18 protein-coding genes are annotated in these 17,869 nt (G+C 36.9%); 14 read left to right on the forward strand and 4 right to left on the reverse strand.

Translation table 11 applies throughout. From position 1 onward, the window contains the following. Positions 1-80: 80 nt before the first annotated feature. Genes MP477_RS11695 through gldG form a run of 3 tightly spaced genes read left to right on the forward strand, consistent with a single transcriptional unit; the run spans position 81 to position 3,095 of the window. Positions 81-632 (forward strand): CopD family protein, encoded by a 552-nt coding sequence (locus MP477_RS11695; RefSeq protein ID WP_257190568.1) that lies wholly within the window; start codon positions 81-83, stop codon positions 630-632. A gap of 59 nt (positions 633-691) precedes the next feature. After that, on the forward strand, positions 692-1,420 hold the full coding sequence (locus MP477_RS11700) for an ABC transporter permease (protein WP_257190569.1): 729 nt from the start codon (positions 692-694) through the stop codon (positions 1,418-1,420). A 4-nt stretch (positions 1,421-1,424) separates the two neighbouring features. Next, entirely contained in the window at positions 1,425-3,095 is a 1,671-nt protein-coding gene (gene gldG / locus MP477_RS11705) for a gliding motility-associated ABC transporter substrate-binding protein GldG (protein ID WP_257190570.1), read from the forward strand. Between the two features lie 196 nt (positions 3,096-3,291). On the opposite strand, the gene MP477_RS11710 is transcribed toward gldG, so the two are convergent. Next, the gene (locus MP477_RS11710; RefSeq protein ID WP_257190571.1) at positions 3,292-3,930 is read right to left on the reverse strand and encodes a hypothetical protein; all 639 of its coding nucleotides are present in this window, start codon (positions 3,928-3,930) and stop codon (positions 3,292-3,294) included. A 112-nt stretch (positions 3,931-4,042) separates the two neighbouring features. After that, positions 4,043-4,471: a DUF4268 domain-containing protein gene (locus tag MP477_RS11715; RefSeq protein ID WP_257190572.1), complete on the reverse strand. Its 429-nt coding sequence runs from the start codon at positions 4,469-4,471 to the stop codon at positions 4,043-4,045. Positions 4,472-4,595: 124 nt separating this feature from the next. Here MP477_RS11715 and MP477_RS11720 point away from each other — a divergent pair, with 124 nt between their 5' ends. The 3 genes from MP477_RS11720 (at position 4,596) to MP477_RS11730 (ending at position 6,473) form a co-directional block, all read left to right on the forward strand. After that, positions 4,596-5,003 carry an Rrf2 family transcriptional regulator gene (locus MP477_RS11720; protein WP_047485555.1) on the forward strand — a complete coding sequence of 136 codons (408 nt, stop codon included), beginning with the start codon at positions 4,596-4,598 and terminating at the stop codon, positions 5,001-5,003. 202 nt (positions 5,004-5,205) lie between these two features. Further along, positions 5,206-6,093, forward strand: coding sequence for a sulfite exporter TauE/SafE family protein (locus MP477_RS11725; protein WP_230034412.1), 888 nt, complete (start codon positions 5,206-5,208; stop codon positions 6,091-6,093). Positions 6,094-6,182: 89 nt separating this feature from the next. Continuing rightward, a complete protein-coding gene (locus tag MP477_RS11730) occupies positions 6,183-6,473 on the forward strand; it encodes a putative quinol monooxygenase (protein WP_047485551.1) in 291 nt (96 codons plus the stop codon). A 71-nt stretch (positions 6,474-6,544) separates the two neighbouring features. Here the strand turns inward: MP477_RS11730 and MP477_RS11735 are convergent, their stop codons facing one another. Then, positions 6,545-7,837, reverse strand: coding sequence for a T9SS type A sorting domain-containing protein (locus tag MP477_RS11735; RefSeq protein ID WP_257190573.1), 1,293 nt, complete (start codon positions 7,835-7,837; stop codon positions 6,545-6,547). 188 nt (positions 7,838-8,025) lie between these two features. Next, positions 8,026-8,823: a T9SS type A sorting domain-containing protein gene (locus tag MP477_RS11740; RefSeq protein ID WP_257190574.1), complete on the reverse strand. Its 798-nt coding sequence runs from the start codon at positions 8,821-8,823 to the stop codon at positions 8,026-8,028. 96 nt (positions 8,824-8,919) lie between these two features. On the opposite strand from MP477_RS11740, the gene MP477_RS11745 reads away from it, so the two are divergent. From MP477_RS11745 to MP477_RS11780, 8 genes are all read left to right on the forward strand, one after another. Then, positions 8,920-11,037, forward strand: coding sequence for a TonB-dependent siderophore receptor (locus tag MP477_RS11745; protein ID WP_257190575.1), 2,118 nt, complete (start codon positions 8,920-8,922; stop codon positions 11,035-11,037). Between the two features lie 10 nt (positions 11,038-11,047). Continuing rightward, positions 11,048-12,151, forward strand: a complete 1,104-nt coding sequence (locus MP477_RS11750; protein WP_257190576.1) for an HmuY family protein — start codon at positions 11,048-11,050, stop codon at positions 12,149-12,151. Between the two features lie 109 nt (positions 12,152-12,260). Next, positions 12,261-13,139 carry a hemin ABC transporter substrate-binding protein gene (locus MP477_RS11755; RefSeq protein ID WP_257190577.1) on the forward strand — a complete coding sequence of 293 codons (879 nt, stop codon included), beginning with the start codon at positions 12,261-12,263 and terminating at the stop codon, positions 13,137-13,139. Continuing rightward, positions 13,123-14,163 (forward strand): iron ABC transporter permease, encoded by a 1,041-nt coding sequence (locus tag MP477_RS11760; RefSeq protein WP_230034424.1) that lies wholly within the window; start codon positions 13,123-13,125, stop codon positions 14,161-14,163. Before MP477_RS11755 ends, MP477_RS11760 begins: the two co-directional genes overlap by 17 nt. Next, positions 14,163-14,936, forward strand: a complete 774-nt coding sequence (locus MP477_RS11765; RefSeq protein WP_257190578.1) for a heme ABC transporter ATP-binding protein — start codon at positions 14,163-14,165, stop codon at positions 14,934-14,936. The genes MP477_RS11760 and MP477_RS11765 overlap by 1 nt, the downstream gene beginning before the upstream one ends. A gap of 2 nt (positions 14,937-14,938) precedes the next feature. After that, a complete protein-coding gene (locus tag MP477_RS11770; protein ID WP_257190579.1) occupies positions 14,939-15,589 on the forward strand; it encodes a class I SAM-dependent methyltransferase in 651 nt (216 codons plus the stop codon). Between the two features lie 4 nt (positions 15,590-15,593). Further along, a complete protein-coding gene (locus MP477_RS11775) occupies positions 15,594-16,622 on the forward strand; it encodes a hemin-degrading factor (RefSeq protein WP_257190580.1) in 1,029 nt (342 codons plus the stop codon). Positions 16,623-16,790: 168 nt separating this feature from the next. Next, a complete protein-coding gene (locus MP477_RS11780) occupies positions 16,791-17,663 on the forward strand; it encodes a ChaN family lipoprotein (protein WP_257190581.1) in 873 nt (290 codons plus the stop codon). Positions 17,664-17,869 lie beyond the last annotated feature (206 nt).

The following is a 17,869-nucleotide window of genomic DNA, read 5'->3' on the forward strand; positions in this document are numbered from 1 at the left end:
TTGATTATATTTTCCTGATCAAAAGAAAATTATTTTTAACAATTATATAATAAGCTTATCTTTGCTTTTAATTTTTCTGAATGCTTTATACAATAATCAAAGCGCTGCATATTATTTTTATGGTAAGCTATTTTGCGGGAATTTTTTATCTCGTAAGAATTTTCGTTTACTATAAAGATACTGATGAATTTCCGGAAGAAAAAAAGAAAATTCTCAGAGAGCAGTATACCTTCATGGCCAGAAGGCTGTGGAATATTATTACCGTTCCTGCCGGTGTTATTATGGCAGTATGCGGATTGGTGATGATCTTTTTGACTCCTGCATTGATGAAAATGCCATGGTTTCATTTAAAACTGACCTTCCTTATCGGTCTGGCAGCTTACCATTTCTGGTGCTGGAAGAAGGTGCTTCAGCTAAAAGCGCTAAGTGGAAATACTTTGGAAATTCCTAATATTAAACTGAGACAGGCGAATGAGATTGCTACATTTATTCTGTTTCTGGTTGTATTTACCGTTATTTTAAAATCTATGGTAATTGACTATTGGTGGCAATTAATTGCAGGATTTTTCGTTCTTGTATTTCTGATCATGATGACTGTTAAACTCGTTAATAAGAATAAAAAAAACAAATAATTGTGGAGTAGGATGCATGCGTTAATCCATTACTACTTTTTACATTTTACAAAAAAACTATGATTGCAATTTTAAAGAAAGAACTTTGGAGTTACTTTGGAAACTGGAGCGCATGGATTATTATTGCTGCATTCAGTCTGATAGCCACTCTTTTTCTGTTCTTTTTCGACAACGATTCTAATATTTTTGAGATTGGGATGGCATCCTTACAGAGCTATTTTGTATTGGTTCCTTGGCTGCTGATGTTTATCATTCCGGCACTTTCCATGAAGACTTTTGCGGAAGAGCAACAAACAGGAACACTGAACTGGCTTTTTTCACAACCCTTAAAAGTTTCCGACCTGGTAGCCGGGAAATTCCTTTCTGTATGGATTGTTGGGGTTTTATGCCTTATTCCATCACTGATCTACCTTTATACGGTGTATGTCTTAGGAGTTCCGGAAGGAAATATTGACCTTGGCATGACCTTCGGAAGTTATATCGGATTGATTATTCTGATTGCCGCATTTTCAGGTGTCGGTATTTTAGCTTCTTCGCTTTCACAGAACCAGATTATGGCCTACCTCTTAGGGGTTTTCATGTGTTTTATTATGTATTTTGGAATCGAGCAGCTGGCGAGTTATAAATTATTGGGAGGAGCAGATTTTATCCTTCAAAATATAGGCTTTTATCAGCATTTCTTAGGTTTCACCAGGGGTCTTATTGATGCTAAAGATATTGCCTATTTTGTACTGGTTATTGGTGCTTCATTAGTATTGTCCAATCATTTTATTAACAAGAAGAAGTAAAATTATGAAGAAGTTCAATGCTAAATCTCCATTGGGAATTTTCTTAATCGTGATCGTTCCTTTGGTTGTAATCCTTGCCTATTCAGGAATCAGGCTAGACTTAACAAAAGAAAAAAGATATACCCTTTCCGACAATACCATTAAAGTACTGGAATCTGTGAAGAAGCCGTTAACAGTTGAGGTGTATCTGGAAGGTGATTTTCCGGCAAGCTTCAAGCAGCTTCAGGGAGAAACGAAATTTATGCTGGAAGAATTCAGAAAGATCAATCCAAAGATTGACTTTAAGTTTATCGATCCCATTAAAACAAAAATGTCTCAGGATACCCTGATGGCAATGGGAATGCAGCCTTCCATTCTTCCCGATGTTAAAGACGGAAAAATTTCACAGATCACGCTTTTCCCTTATGCGGTGATAAAATACGATAAAAATGGGGTTTCTATCCCTCTGGTCGTACAGCAGGCAGGTATTGATGCAGATCAGCAGCTTACAAGATCTATTGAAGGATTGGAATACAGCCTTGTTTCCAATATTAAAAATATTGCCACAGCCAGGAGAAAGAAAGTCGGTATCCTGGTGAATCATGATGAGCTGAATCCTGATGAATTTCAGGGATTCGTTCAGTTAGCCATGGAAAACTATGATGCAGGCCCTATCATTCCCAAAAACCAGACAGAGCTTACCTTGGAAGATATTCCCCTGCTGAAGCAGATGAGCGCCCTGGTGATTGCAAAACCACGCAAAGCTTTTACAGATAATGAAAAAGTTATCCTTGACCAATACATCATGAATGGTGGGAAAACACTTTGGATGATTGATGCGGTAAATGCTGAAATGGATACGTTGACAAGATCTAAAAAAGTAATGCCTTTCCCGGTTGATATCAATATGACAGATTTCTTTTTCAATTATGGGGTAAGAATTAATCCGGCCCTGGTAAAGGATGTGAAGAAGTTTGCCCTATTAAGACTAGTAACAGGAGAGGTGAGTGGAAACCCTCAGTATACAAGCCTGCCTTGGCCATATTATCCGCTGGGAATTGCTGAAAATAACAATCCGATTACTAAAAATATCAATCCTGTAAAATTTGAATTCCCCACTTCCATAGATACGTTGGGAGGCAGAAAAAATATTAAAACAAAGGTCCTTTTTGAATCCAGTGAAAGAACATTACTGAAACAGGTTCCTAATTATGTGGATCTGAAGGAGATTGCCAGCGTAGACAGTCTTGGGCAAATGGAAAAGCCAAGCACACCAAAGATTTTTGCTGTAGCACTGGAAGGGAAGTTTAACTCTGCCTATGCTTCAAGAATTGAAAGAAAAGGCTATCCTGGCTTCAAAGCGGCCAGCCCTGAAAATAAAATGATCGTTATTGCTGACGGAGACGTTGGAAGAAATAAAGTGATCAAAGGAAAACCTCTTCCGTTGGGGGTAGATCTATTGACTAATGAACAGTTCGGAAATGAACAGTTCCTGAGAAATGCTTTAGATTACCTGCTGGATGACAGCAACCTGATGGAACTGAGAAACAGAAATATTGAAGAAAGACTTCTGGACAGACATAGAATTACTGATGAAAAAACCAATTGGCAGTGGCTGAATTTATTGCTTCCACTGATTATTATTGGCCTTATCGGAGGATTATTTTTCTGGTTGAGGAAGAAGAAATTTGGATAGAAAGTAAAAAGAGAAGTTGATGAGCTTCTCTTTTTTGTTTTTAGCAGGCTGTCAATAGAATATCATAAAAAAAGAAGCCCGAAAGCTTCTTTTGTTTTTTACAGTATTAATCATGTTTTATTTCGGCTGTTTCCGTTCCGCCAAAATAGTTGAGTAGTTATTTTCCATATGGTCTTGATTGATCATGGATAGACTACTATTTTTGAAATGCTTCCTGAGGAAGTAAATCAGCTGTTTTGTAATAGCTGATATTCGTATCAAATTTCGCCTGCAGATCCTGGAAAGTATCATAATCAAAATGTTCCCAGTTCTGTTCATTTTCAGGGTCAGAAGTTTTATCTACTGCAAGTTCCAGTTTTCCGTCTTCCTGGTAGCTGCATTCAATAGCCGCATACTTTTCCCCATTTTCATCAGTGGTATACCAGCATTTTACAGTCTTTTCAAGTTCCGGCTCCTGGGTTTCATTATTGATAACCTGAGAACAGATGAAATTTTCAGGATCATCATTATTGAAAACCGTTCTTGAAATTAAAGGCTGATCATCTACTGATAATGAATAGAGCTTGTTGGTAGAAATAATGAAACCATCCACAGCATCCTTTTTCTCAACATCAAAAAAGTCGGATTTTTCCTTCAGGTAATCGAATACCTGGTTTTCATTCTCGTCTTCACTTATGAAATAATTGATGTTATAGATACTGTCTTCACTAATAAACTCAATTTCTTTCAAGACGTCTGAATCTTTCTCGTAATAATAGAGATGATATTCATCTTGCTTCACAGCATTACTTTTGGAAATAACTTCTCCAAAAATGTTTTTGTACACTTTTCTCATTTTTTAGCACGTTAATTAGTTTCATTATTAGTTTAAGCGGGTGTGAAGCAAAGATAAGTTTCTTTTTTTATTTTAACGGTAGGCTTAAAATAGTATTTATTTCGTAAGTATTTCAAATATCCTTTATAAAATCCTCATATTCAAAGTAAAATCTTTCAAATCCATCCATTTTATTAACAAAAAATTCAAAAATTTCCTGCCATTTATTTTTATTAAAAATTGAAACTCCTTGTAAATCAACCCATATACGGCTTATTACCTTACCGTTTTCCAGTGTAAAATATTCCTCTTTTTGAAAATCGCCTATAAAATCTTTAAGAATATCCTCCAAAGACCAGATTTTTTCAAAATATGCATTTCTGAAGATTTCATCCTTCATTTCGATATCTAGAGAAACTTCCGCTTTTTTATTGTCTGCAGAAAATTTGAATGAGAGATCTTTTACCTTAGTATCATATAAGATCCATTTTCTGGGAAAAGACTTCCCGAAAGCAGTCCAAAATTCCTTCTTTAATTGTTGTGCTTCTTGTTTACTGAACATAAACACAAATTTAATGATTTAAGGCAGAAAGACAAATAGCGTCATACCACAAATTAACAGACCTGGCGATAGTCTTTCTATTTGGGATTTATCTATATTAAACAATTTTTGTATTTTTGCTGTAATGCTTTCAAAAAAATCTCAATATGCGTTTAAAGCGCTTTCATTTCTTGTAGAAAAAAGAAATGAAGGTCCTATTCTTATTTCCGAAATTGCGGAACACAAGAGGATACCCTTAAAGTTTTTAGAAAATATCCTGCTTGAATTAAAAAAAGCAGATATCCTGGACAGTAAAAAAGGCAAAGGAGGAGGCTACTTTTTGAAAGAAAATCCGGAAAATGTAAAATTGGCCAAGATTATACGTCTGGTTAATGGCCCTATTGCTATGCTTCCCTGTGTAAGCCTGAACTTCTATGAAAAATGCGAGGACTGCAATGAAGATCATTGCGGCCTCCATGATGTACTGATTGAGGTGCGGGATGCTTCACTGAATATTCTTGAGAAAAAAACTTTAATGGATCTGGTCGACTAACCCGGTCCTTTTTTTTGAATTGTTAGTCTACTTATTTGGTAGGATAATATTTTTATTAGATATTTGCATAACTTCAAATGAATAGCCTATGATTTCAAAAGAAGATGCAGACCTGCTGGAACAGCTTGCACCATTGGATTTTAATATTTTTAAAACCTTAGAAATAGGGTAGATGCTGTTGAAGTGATAAAGATTTTATACTATGGTGATTTCAAGAAAAATTCAGATCAGACTTAATATACTTTTTGTAACCCTTGCAGCATTATGTATTGGTGTTTCTTTAATGTATGAATGGGGGTATCTTGATGAACTTTTAACCATTCTGGCTAAAGACCATTACATTTTTTATTGGATGCTTCTGGTGGGAGTTTTTGCTGAAGTTGTAGCCGGCTCAATGGGAATGGGGTACGGAGTTATCTGTACAACTACTCTTATGTTTCTGGGGATACCGCCTCATATTGTAAGTGCCAGTATACATTCTGCAGAAAGTTTTACTACAGCCGCAGGGAGTATAAGTCATATTAAACTCAGGAATGTAAGTAAGACTTTGGTGAAAAAACTAGCCATTCCAGCTGTTATTGGAGCAGTCATTGGAGCTGTAAGTTTAACCTATCTTGGAGAATATTATGCTAAGATTACTAAAACGCTTATTGCCTTTTATACTCTTTATCTTGGGTTGCAGATCCTATCAAACGCCTTTAAAGGAAAACAGAATAAAGCACTTAAAAAAAAGACTAATCTGACAAGACTTGGAGTGATCGGAGGTTTTATAGACTCCTTTGCAGGAGGAGGATGGGGCCCGCTGGTAACAGGAACATTAATTAAAAATGCTTTCACTCCAAGATTTGCCGTAGGGAGCTCTACGGTTGCCAAATTTATACTGACGATAACGGCAGCGATTACTTTTTTCCTTACCCTCGGAATCCAGCACTGGAACATTATTTTAGGACTTTTAATCGGAGGAATTATTACAGCTCCCTTTTCAGCAATGCTTACCGCAAAGCTTCCTGTGAAAAAAATGTTCATAGTTATAGGTCTGCTGGTGATTGTCATGAGTTCTATAACTATTTATAAATCAGTATTCAGTTAAGATTTATGACCTGATATTGAAAAATAAAAGGTTCAAAAGTGTATTTGATTTTGAAAATATTTTACTTTTACATCACTAAATAATTAAAAATGAATTTACATATCATTGCACTTTTTAAGTTTAATGAAAATTACCTGATGGATGCTGTAGAGCTGTTTCAGAAACTTGTAAAAGAAACAAGAAAAGAAGAGGGCTGTCTGCAGTATGATCTTGTTGAAGATAAAGACAACAAAGGAACTTTCTTCCTGATAGAGCTTTGGGAAAGTGTTGATCATCATAACAGGCATATAGGGCAGGATCACCTGCTAGACTTTCGCAGGGACACTTCCAGAATGATGGAAAGCTCAGCAGAAGTATACAAAGGATTTAAGATCTATTAATAAAATAAAAAGCGGTTTCAATATTCTGAAACCGCCCTTTTATTAGAAAAAATAGAAAGTATTAAAATAAATTATTTCACGATAAGTTTTTTTGTTTCAGTACTACCACCGTAAGTTATTTTTACAAGGTAATTTCCTGAAGTAAGGTGAGATAAGTTAATATCCTGTTTATAGAAACCTGCCTGGTTAGTCAATTCTGATGAGTAAACCTGTTTCCCGGTAAGGTCGTAAACCTCTACGCTTCCTTTGTTACCTGCTCTTTCTTTGACATCAAAGAGAACCGTAACTTTCTTGTCAGCTGAAGTAGGGTTCGGATAAATCCCGAAAGAAGCTTTTTTACCTACTTCCGTTATTCCCAGGGTCGCTGTAATTTTTTTGTATTTGAAATACATATTTCCGGTAGTTGCACCCCCATTGGTTACAAAATACATTCTGTAGTAGTCACTTCCTTTTTTAATGTAATATACCACATCACTTTTCACGGTGCTGATACCCTTCCATGAGTGGCCAATTGTTGTAATATTGGAAGAAAAGCTTGTACTGGCAGGGATCGTATAGGCTGAAGTAGCCTGATCTTCCGGCTGTACCATAGCCACTTTGATGTTTGGGCTCTGAATAGGTCCGGAAAGAGGATACATCTGTACCCCCATATAGAACGTATAATATTTGGTAAACATTAAGTCCCAGGCGCTTCTGGAGGGTTCCATATTGGGAACTTTAGCACCGGTGTTAAATGAAAAATAATTGAAAAAAGCGTCATCCGTTCCATTAGCCAGCGTTCTTGTTTCGGTAGGTCCCCAGGCACTTCCATCCCATTTTGAATATTTAAAAGTATAGCCGTTAAAAGCATCTACAATGGCAAATTTGATATAAGCCCCTGTAGGATATTTTAAAACAAAAATTGCTTTTCCATCGATATGGTGAGTGATACCATTGTACAGACCCCAGCCTGTTGATATCTGATTAGGAGTTGGTGGTGTCACGGGTCCCTGTTCAAAAGCTCCCTGGCTGATATCATTGGTCTGATCCGGGTTATAAAGAGGATCTCCCCAGGAAGATTCATTATTCAGGTTAATATTATCCCAGTCAGCCAGATTTGTTGATGCGGCATATACTTCAATGTCAAGAGCATCATTAATTCTTGAGCCGAAAGCGAAGGCTGAGTTTCTATAAAATGCAATATCCCACGTGTTGGCTGGCTGGGAAGTCATATTAGCATCTGCCAGATTAAAAAACACCCTGTTTTGGTATTGATTTCCCATCGTCATATTCACCTGAGAGTATCCCAATGCATCAGTTTGTGCTAAAACAGTCTGCTGAACAGAAAGAGCCAATACTGAAGCCAATAATAGTTTTGTTTTCATACTTTATTTTTAAATCATTATTTAGAACTATTCCACAAAAGTATATATATTATTTTTAATCAGTCTAAATAAAAGCATGATTTATGTCTTGTTTTCCTTTAATTTCTCATTGAAGTGAAGTCATGGTATAAAAAAAGCCGGAAGGAATAGTTCCCACCGGCTTTATAAAGGTAATAGTCTAATAAACCTTATTTTTTTATGAATTTTGATTTGATGGTTTTTCCCTCAGCTGTTTCAATGATGGTGTAATATACCCCAGTGTGAAGCGTACTGATATCAAAACTTTGTCTGTCTAATTTTCCTTCAGCTGCTTTTTGACCTGAGGCAGAATAGATCTGTATGTTTTTAGGATCTTTCTTTGCCACAAACTCCAATGCTGTATTATTGGTATTAACTGCAAATCTGATTTCTTCATTAGATTTCATGTTTTCCGTCACCGCAAGAGTTGCATTATTATAGACTACATCATCCATTTGAATAGCCGTGTGCATGGCACTTCCGATAATTTTAAAAGCTATATACTGATTCGAAGAAGCAGGTACCGGTAAAGAATATTGTGTATTCGTTGGGTTCAGGTTGATTACACTGGCTATCGGAGTAAATGATGTCATATCAGAAGTACTGTTTACCATACCAACTTCTATGGTTCCGGTAGCGCCCGATGCAGATCCCGAAGTAATTGCCGCTGTAAATGAAACCGTTTTTGTGCCATCAGGAGCCACAATTTGAGGAGAGATAAGGTAACCTGCGGTATTGGATGAGCTGAAGCTATAATACTGAACCGTTTTATTAGTTGTGCCGGCTGCATATACCCATGGACCAGTCGTATCATTCTGAACTCTGTTCCAGTTTTTTTGTGGCCATGCCGCAGCAGGACCTGCCGGACCCGCAACAAAGGTATCGAAGTTTTCGTTGATAGTGGCTAGCTGTGCATTCGCTGTAGCTGCTGTAAACACTAAAGTTCCTAAGAGTAATTGTAACTTCATAACATTATTTTTATTTAGAATTATTCCACAAAAATATATAATTATTTTTAACTATTCTAAATAAAGCATTATATTTGTCGAAAATTTTTTGCCTTTATGAAGAAGAAAGTACTTTCAATACTGTCGCTGTCAGCCATTTTTTTGGTGAGTGCCCAACAGCAGGATTCTCTTAAACAGAAAAAAATAGAAGAGGTAGTTGTTACAGGCCAATATACACAGCAGTCTATTAATAAATCAATATATAAAGTTGAAGTTATTAATGCAGAACAGATTAAGAATATGGCAGCTACCAATGTGGCAGATGTTCTTAACCAAAGTTTGAATGTACTTATTATTTCTGACCGTCAATCAGGAAACTCTACAGCCAATCTGATGGGACTTGGAGGAGAGTACACTAAAGTTCTGATAGACAATATTCCTGTTGTAGGAGATATAGGCTTGGGAAATAACATAGACCTTACCAAGCTTAATGTTAATAATGTTGAAAGAATAGAAGTAGTAAGGGGCTCAATGGGAGTTGATTATGGCAGTAATGCTGTTGCCGGAGTAATCAATATTATTACCAAAAAAAACAGCCAGAAACCCCTTACCCTGAATGCTTCTGTACAGGAAGAGACCGTAGGGAAAGAGTATGATTTTAAGAAAAAAGGAGAAGGAAGACATATCCAGACATTGAATGTAGGATACAATATCAATGACAGCTGGTATGTAGGAGCCAATATCAATCATAATGATTTCCAGGGCTTCAAAGGAACTCAGGAAGGCTATAAATATTTTGAACAAGACGGGAAAAGAGGCTACCTATGGCAACCTAAAGACGTCCTGAATGTAGACGGAGTGGTACGATACAGTAAAAATAAAACTTCCATCTTTTACAAATTTGGTTTTGTGAATGAAAAACTAAACTATTATAATCCAACGGTAGGTGAACATTTTTACAGTGTAACTGACAGAACGTACTTTTCTAACGACAGAGATTATCAGACCACCCGATATTTACACCAACTTAATGTACAGACCAAATTGGGTGCAGTAAACTATACCGGAGATTTTTCTTACCAGACCCAGGACAGAAAATACAGGGATTTCAAATACGATATTCCTAACAGAAAAGTAATTGGCGAGAAAGTGGCCTACCAGTCTTATAATAAAGCGGATGTTTTCTATTCAAGAGGGGTATTCAGTAACTTTTTAGACAGTAAAAAGATTGATTTCCAGTTAGGATATGAGTTGGATCATACTTCCGGATATGCCGGTAATATTGCAGGAACCTTTCAGGGAACGGATAATATAAAAAGAAAAATATTTAACTACGCCAATTTTATGTCCATCGAATGGAATGCTACAGATTGGTTATCATTACGTCCGGGATATCGTCTTGCACTGAGTGATAAGTTTGATGCCCAGCACAATTATTCATTGACTGCAAGAGTGAAAGCGACTGAAAATGATAATTTCAGATTGGTCGTAGGAAGCGCCAACCGATTCCCGAATTTTGATGAGCTTTATACCTATATGGTAGACAGTAATCATGATATCAGAGGGAATGAAAACCTTACACCGGAACAAGGAATGACAGTTTCCCTAAACGGAGAAAAAAGAATAGCTACAGATTCAGGTTGGAACTTAGGGGTAGGAGCGAGTGCTACTTATCTTCATGTGAAAGATAGAATAGAGTCTGTAACAGTAAGCAGACAGCCTTTGAAATATCAGTACCTTAATCTGAATACATATGAATCCTATTTATTTGAAGCCAATTTCAGAGCACAGAAAAATCAGCTTGCTTTAGCTGCCAATGTAGCATACTATGGGATTGCTAAGCAGTTAAAAGACGGAGGCGCAGTTTCACCTAACGATTTCTTTTATACACTGGAAGCTAATGCAGTAGTTAATTATACGGTTCCGAATATCAATACTACACTTTCTTTATTCTATAAATATACTGGGAAAACTCAGGAGTTTGTATTAACATCTGACTTGAAGAATCCGGAATACAGAATTGGAGAGAGAGATGATTTCCATATGATGAATTTCATTGTAACACAGCCTTTCTTTAAGAACCAGCTGGAATTAAGCCTGGGAGTGAAAAATATTTTTGATGTATCTGCAATAAAAGATACAACACTGCCGGGAAATACACATGAAGCTGCAGATCCGAATATTAATCTTTTCTATGGCCGAAGTTATCTGGCCAGAGTAAGCTACAATTTTTAAAATTCTAAAAATGAAAAAAATACTATTTTATCTTATGCTGGGAGTGTCATTGGTATCGCAGTCCTGCATCAATGATAACGAAGATCCGGTACCTGTAGTTCCTTCCGAGGGAGTATCTGTAAAGCCGGATGTAAGAGGCTCTGCACAGCCGAATCAGGTATGGATAGATTTTAGTGATGTAGATCAGAATGGACAACCAAGACAGACGGTGAACAGCCGGACAGACTGGGATCTTGCATTTTATTCAGGGACTGAATTTAAAGTGGTTTTAAATACATCCATCATGATGGCTGCAGCCAAAATTCCCAATATTGCAGATATTGCATCTGTAAAGGAATCTGATGTGAGTAGTCTAAAAGAGGTAGTACAGGTTGCCAATTTTGATACAGAAAATACCATTTATATTGACGATGTGAAAGGGAACTATCCTTCCAGTCAAACCGCGATAGCCGAAATAGATGCTGATCCTGCTAAAAATGCAGTTTATCTTGTGAATTTAGGAAAAGATATCTACAAAGGAAGCATTGCTGTAGGATCTACCATAGCTGGAGGAGATGAAAGAGGCTGGATGAAAATACAGGTAACAAGACAGGCTAATGATTACAAAGTACGATACGGAGATATCAACGCTGTTGGCAGTGCAATAAAAGAGGTTATAATCAAGAAAAATAATGCCTATAATTTTACTTTCTTCAATTCAAAAACAGGTAAGGAAGTAGCAATTCAGCCTGAGAAAGATAAATGGGACATCAGTTTCTCTGTATTTACCAATATTGTTCAGGGCGCAGGAAGCTACGTGAATTCAGATTTTGTAACCATTAATAACGTTGCTAAAGTAGGAGCTTATGAGGTGAAATTAACATCCGGATCCGCTGTAGAAGCTTATAATAAATTTAAAAAAGCTGATGTGGATGATTCAAAATTGGTGTATAACGAACAGAGAGTAATCGGAGGAAACTGGAGAGAAGTAGGACCTTCCGGATCTAAAGTAAAAGGAGATGTGTTTTATATCATTAAAGATGCATCAGGAGCTTATTTTAAGCTAAGATTTGTACAACTTACCGATGACAAGGGAGAAAGAGGACATCCGATGTTCCAGTATAAAGCATTATAAGAAATCAAATAATCATATATCATGAAATTGTCATTAACGAAATTCTCCGGTAAACAAAGGCAGATGAGGATGGCAGTTGCATAGACCGAGAAAAAATAAATCTGTACATATGAAAAAATTCATCCTTGCAGCTTCTGTTCTTATAGCAGTATATTCTTGCAAAAAAGAAGAAGGAGCTAAAAAAGAAAATGCAACGGAAGCTGCATCTGAAGCTCCAAAAAGTAATAATAAAATTGTAACATTAAGCGGTGGAATCACCGAAATCGTAAGTGCTTTAGGGCATGAAAAAGAAATCGTGGGAACTGATGTTACCAGTACATATCCTGAAAGTTTAAAAGCTACAGCTAAAAACCTGGGCCATGTAAGATCAATGACTATTGAACCTATCATGGCGGTAGGCCCCACTTTAATCCTGGCTTCTGATAAAGATATCAATCCGGAATTATTGGGGAAAATCAATTCTTCAGGAATCAAAGCAGAAGTATTCAAGCAGGAGTACTCGGTAGACGGTACCAAAAAGCTGATTGAAGAAGTGGCAAAAGCAATTGGAAACACAGAATACCAAAAGCTGAATGACAAGATTGACGCAGATCTGAAACAGGTACAGCCTATCGCTAAAAAACCTAAAGTATTATTCATCTACGCAAGAGGAAACATGCTGATGGTTGCCGGTAAAAATACGCCAATGGCCTCCCTGATCAGCCTTGCAGGAGGAGAAAATGCAGTTACTGAATTTGAAGATTTCAAACCGTTAACTCCGGAAGCTGTGGTAAAAGCCAATCCTGATGTATTATTTTTCTTTACAACAGGTTTACAGGGAGCAGGAGGAAACGAAGGAGCACTTAAGATGCCGGGAGTATCCCAAACCACTGCAGGGAAAAATAAAAAGATCATTGCAATGGACGGAGGTTTAGTTTCAGGTTTTGGGCCGAGACTAGGAGCAGCAGCAGTTGGATTAAATAAACTTTTAATTGAGAACACAAAGTAAACTATACTTTTATCTTACTATTAGTGCAGTGCTGCTTGCTATAATAGCAGTACTGTCACTTAATACGGGAGTCTATGACTTTGGCGGAAATTCTGCATTCAAAGTACTGTGGCAGTTTATAAAAGGAGATCCCAATTTATCTTTAAGCGATAAATATGTGGTTTGGGATGTACGGGCAGCCAGAATTATTATGGCTATTTTAATAGGAAGTATGCTGTCAGTTTCAGGAACAAGTCTGCAGGGGCTGTTCAAGAATCCTCTGGCGACGGGAGATTTAATAGGGCTTACATCGGGAGCTACACTACTGGCAGCAATTGCGATTGTTTTAGGAGGGCATTTCAAAGAATATCTTCCTGAAGCCGTACAATTCTCACTGGTAGGAATCTCGGCTTTTATAGGATCTTTTTTATCAATGATGTTGGTGTACAGGATTTCAACAAGCGGAGGGAAAACCAATGTGGTAATGATGCTGTTGACAGGAGTTGCCATTACGGCAATTGGATTCTCTATTACCGGATTCCTGATCTATATTTCAAAAGATGAGCAGCTAAGGGATTTGACATTCTGGAATTTAGGAAGTCTGGCAGCAGCTACGTGGACGAAGAATATTATTTTGGGGGTCGTTTTAATCATTGCTTACATTATTCTGCTTCCAAAAGGAAAGGCTTTCAATGCCATGATGTTGGGAGAAAAAGATGCGCAACATTTGGGAATCAATGTAGAAAAGCTGAAAAAGCAGATTATTATTATCGTAGCTTTGATGGTGGGAACCTGTGTTGCATTCTCAGGAACCATTGGTTTTGTAGGTCTTATTGTACCTTATATTTTAAGACTTTTATTCAAATCCAATTATGCATTTATTCTGCCATTATCAGCCCTATGTGGAAGTATCTTACTTTTAACAGCAGATACCTTCAGCAGAAGTATTGTAGCACCTTCAGAATTGCCGATAGGAATCCTTACCGCTTTAATGGGAGGACCTATTTTTATCGCTATTTTAGTTAAATTTAAAAAAGCACTCTAATGATCAAGGCCCATCAGATTAATTATAAGCATAAAGATTTTCATATCCTGGATGGAGTAGATGTCTCTCTGGAGTATGGCGAATTTCTGGCAATTGTAGGTCCAAATGGAGCCGGAAAGTCCAGCCTGCTAAGTGTTTTGGCAGATGAAGTGAGAGTCGGAAAACAAAAAGTCTTATTTAAAAACAAATCCATCAGTGAATGGAATGTAAAAGAACTTTCAAAGCATAAGGCCAAATTTTCCCAACACAACAGCAATGATATTCCTCTGGAAGTAAAAGATGTTGTAATGATGGGAAGATATCCCTACTTTGATTCCCAACCCGGAAAAGAAGACCTTGAAGCGATGAATAATATGATGTACGAAACAGATGTTTTTCACCTTAAAGACAGGGAATATAACACGCTTTCCGGAGGAGAAAAACAACGGGTACACCTTTCCCGTGTGATGGCTCAGCTACAGAATGATATTGCTCATACACTGATGTTTCTGGATGAACCTTTGAATAATCTGGATGTAAAACACCAGTATAAAGCGTTAGATATTATCAAAAAATTTACACAAAAAGCCAATAGTGCGATTGTTGTTTTACATGACCTGAACCTTGCTGCACAATTTGCAGATAAGATTTTACTGATGAAATCAGGAAGAGTTTCTGCGTATGGAACACCACAGGAAGTTTTTACCACTGAAAATATAAGCGATGCCTATAATTTCCCGTGTACCATCTGCGAACATCCCATTACTAATAACCCAATGATCATTTTTGGATAACCATGGAAAAAGAAGAATTAAAAATCCTCGCCCATAACCTTGCCAATCCCCAAGGTGAAAAAGGCATTGAAATCGGTGAAATGATGAATGCTTCCAATATAGGGATGACCCTGGAAAGCATTAAAGCACTTGTGATAGAAGATGATGAACATATTCTTGAGATCGGACATGGAAATGCTGCACACGTGAAGAGTATTATAAGCTTAGCTCATAATATAAGATACACAGGAATTGATATTTCTGAAACAATGTACTACGAGGCCAGAAGGCTCAATGAAGCATTTGAAGACCAGGCAGATTTTGTTTTGTATGAAGGCAGCATACTCCCTTTTAAAGATCAGACTTTTAATAAAATATTTACGGTCAATACCGTTTACTTTTGGGAGAATCCTTTAGCATTTTTAAATGAGATCTACAGAGTTTTAAAAGACGACGGAACCTTTGTTCTTACGTTCGCGCAAAAAGATTTCATGGAAAAATTACCATTTACAGCTTATGATTTTAAGCTCTACAATAATTCAGAGATGGAAGAATTGATTTCCCAAAGTCATTTTAAAAGAATGAAAACTTCCGAAAGAGAAGAAGAGATAAAAAGCAAAACAGGAGAAGAAACAATACAGAGAATTTATACAGTTTTAACCATAAAAAAATAAATAAATGAGCACAATAGTTAATGACTTAAAGGAAAAATGGGAGGCTCTGAAAGCAGAAAATCCACATGTAAGAATAAGAAATGCAGCCGCTCAATTGGGAGTAAGTGAGGCAGAATTATTAGCAACCGGTGTAGGTGAGGGAGTAACTGTTTTGAAACCGGAATTTCCAGGTATTCTGACAGAAGCCGGCCAGCTGGGGAAAGTAATGGCCCTTACCCGTAATGATGAATGTGTTCATGAAAGAAAAGGAACTTATCTGAATGGTGATTTCAGCAGTCCGCACGCACAGCTTTTTGTAGGTGAAGATATTGACCTTAGAATTTTCCTGAACCACTGGAAATTTGCTTTTGCAGTAGTGGAAGGAGATAAAAAAAGCCTTCAGTTCTTTGGTAAAGACGGATTGGCACTGCACAAGATCTATTTGACTAAAGATAGTAATGACTCAGCTTTTGATGATATTGTTGAGAAATTTAAAGCTGAAGATCAGAATCAGGCTTTTGAATTTGAAGCAGTAGTACCGAAACAGGTAGAAAAAGCTGATGCTGAAATTGATGTGGAAGGATTTAAAAAAGCATGGACAGAATTAAAAGATACTCACGATTTCTTTATGATGACAAGAAAATTCGGAGTAAGCAGAACACAAGCTTTACGATTGGCTCCGGAAGGATTTGCCAAAAAAATTGACAATTCTAAAGTGGTGAATGTTCTTGAAGATGCTTCTGAAAAAAATACACCAATCATGGCATTTGTAGGAAACAGAGGAATTATCCAGATCCACACCGGAAATGTGAAGAAAACCCTTTGGCATCAGCAATGGTTCAATGTAATGGACCCTGATTTCAACCTGCACCTTGATGTAACGAAGATTGCAGAAGCATGGATCGTGAAAAAACCAACTGAAGACGGTGAGGTAACAGCAATTGAAGTATTCAATGCAGACGGAGATTTTATCGTTCAGTTCTTTGGAAAAAGAAAACCGGGGATTCCAGAATTACAAGAATGGAAAGACCTTGTTGCAGAATTAGAAAAGTAATAATTAGATGATTTGAATGGGCCGTTTTGTTTTGTAAGATTCAAAGCGGTCTTTTCATTATGAGTTTTGACAGCACGATGAGAATGCAAAATAAGTAGGCTTTCAAATTTACTTTTTTACGATTCTTTGTGCCAAAATATTTGTGTAATTTGTGGTTAAATATATAAAATGAAGAATATTCTTATGGCGATTTTGCTTTCAGGGTTCTGTACACTTAGTGCACAGGATTTTAAAGCATATCAGTTTTATGATAAAAAAGGAAAGGAGGTAAAGACCGATAAAATAGTCAAAGAACTGGCGGATTATGATGTGGTCTTCTTTGGTGAAAACCATAACAGTTCTATCAATCACTGGCTTCAGCTGAAAATTACCGAAGCTCTGTTTGAAAAGAAAAACGGACAGCTTATTTTGGGAGCCGAAATGTTTGAAAGAGACAACCAATCTCAGCTCAACCAATATTTAAATGGGAAATTAGATGCTAAAACATTCAAAGATTCAGTCCGTTTATGGAATAACTATGCCACAGACTACAAACCTTTGGTTGATTTTGCTAAGAACAAAAAACTGAATTTTGTGGCGACGAATATTCCAAGAAGATATGCTTCCCAGACCGCAAAAGAAGGACTAGAGTCTTTAAATAAACTCAGTGAAAAAGAGAAAACGTATATTGCTCAGCTACCGATCAAAGTAACACTGGATACTCCGGGATATCAGGAGATGAAAGCGATGATGGGCGATCATGCCGAAGGAACCAAAGTGATGAATTTTATTTCAGCACAGGCTACAAAAGATGCTACAATGGCGGAATCTATTCTGAAAAACTTTCAGGCCGGAAAAACCTTTATCCATTATAACGGAAACTATCACAGCAAAGAGTTTGGCGGTATTTATTGGTATATCAAGCAGAAGAACCCGAATCTAAAAATGGCGGTGATTTCAGTATTTGAATCTGAAAATCCGGAGCTTAAAGTTCCCGGAAAAGAGTATGTCCCGACAGATTTTAATCTGATCATTCCAAGTGATATGACGAAGACTTTTTAATTTCTGGTAAATCGTAAGGATTTAATCAGAGTCTTTGTCCTTCCGTAGGAATCCAGCCTGAAAGAATAAGCGGGATTTAGATTCCTACGGAATGACACACGTCATGTAAAGTTTTAATTTGTAAACTCAAAAATAGATCAATATAAACGGGCTTTAGTCCGTTTTTTATTACTATGTAGTACCGTTCATAGGATATTAATTATTAA

Origin of the sequence: Chryseobacterium sp. WG23 (assembly GCF_024586575.1) — a bacterium.
In the GTDB taxonomy this organism is placed as follows: Bacteria; Bacteroidota; Bacteroidia; order Flavobacteriales; family Weeksellaceae; genus Chryseobacterium.

Bases quoted from the DNA above. Each gene is read 5' to 3' on its own strand.
- MP477_RS11695 (WP_257190568.1), top strand. From the start codon at position 81: ATGCTTTATACAATAATCAAAGCGCTGCATATTATTTTTATGGTAAGC.
- MP477_RS11700 (WP_257190569.1), top strand. From the start codon at position 692: ATGATTGCAATTTTAAAGAAAGAACTTTGGAGTTACTTTGGAAACTGG.
- gldG (WP_257190570.1), top strand. From the start codon at position 1,425: ATGAAGAAGTTCAATGCTAAATCTCCATTGGGAATTTTCTTAATCGTG.
- MP477_RS11710 (WP_257190571.1), bottom strand. From the start codon at position 3,930: ATGAGAAAAGTGTACAAAAACATTTTTGGAGAAGTTATTTCCAAAAGT.
- MP477_RS11715 (WP_257190572.1), bottom strand. From the start codon at position 4,471: ATGTTCAGTAAACAAGAAGCACAACAATTAAAGAAGGAATTTTGGACT.
- MP477_RS11720 (WP_047485555.1), top strand. From the start codon at position 4,596: ATGCTTTCAAAAAAATCTCAATATGCGTTTAAAGCGCTTTCATTTCTT.
- MP477_RS11725 (WP_230034412.1), top strand. From the start codon at position 5,206: ATGGTGATTTCAAGAAAAATTCAGATCAGACTTAATATACTTTTTGTA.
- MP477_RS11730 (WP_047485551.1), top strand. From the start codon at position 6,183: ATGAATTTACATATCATTGCACTTTTTAAGTTTAATGAAAATTACCTG.
- MP477_RS11735 (WP_257190573.1), bottom strand. From the start codon at position 7,837: ATGAAAACAAAACTATTATTGGCTTCAGTATTGGCTCTTTCTGTTCAG.
- MP477_RS11740 (WP_257190574.1), bottom strand. From the start codon at position 8,823: ATGAAGTTACAATTACTCTTAGGAACTTTAGTGTTTACAGCAGCTACA.
- MP477_RS11745 (WP_257190575.1), top strand. From the start codon at position 8,920: ATGAAGAAGAAAGTACTTTCAATACTGTCGCTGTCAGCCATTTTTTTG.
- MP477_RS11750 (WP_257190576.1), top strand. From the start codon at position 11,048: ATGAAAAAAATACTATTTTATCTTATGCTGGGAGTGTCATTGGTATCG.
- MP477_RS11755 (WP_257190577.1), top strand. From the start codon at position 12,261: ATGAAAAAATTCATCCTTGCAGCTTCTGTTCTTATAGCAGTATATTCT.
- MP477_RS11765 (WP_257190578.1), top strand. From the start codon at position 14,163: ATGATCAAGGCCCATCAGATTAATTATAAGCATAAAGATTTTCATATC.
- MP477_RS11770 (WP_257190579.1), top strand. From the start codon at position 14,939: ATGGAAAAAGAAGAATTAAAAATCCTCGCCCATAACCTTGCCAATCCC.
- MP477_RS11775 (WP_257190580.1), top strand. From the start codon at position 15,594: ATGAGCACAATAGTTAATGACTTAAAGGAAAAATGGGAGGCTCTGAAA.
- MP477_RS11780 (WP_257190581.1), top strand. From the start codon at position 16,791: ATGAAGAATATTCTTATGGCGATTTTGCTTTCAGGGTTCTGTACACTT.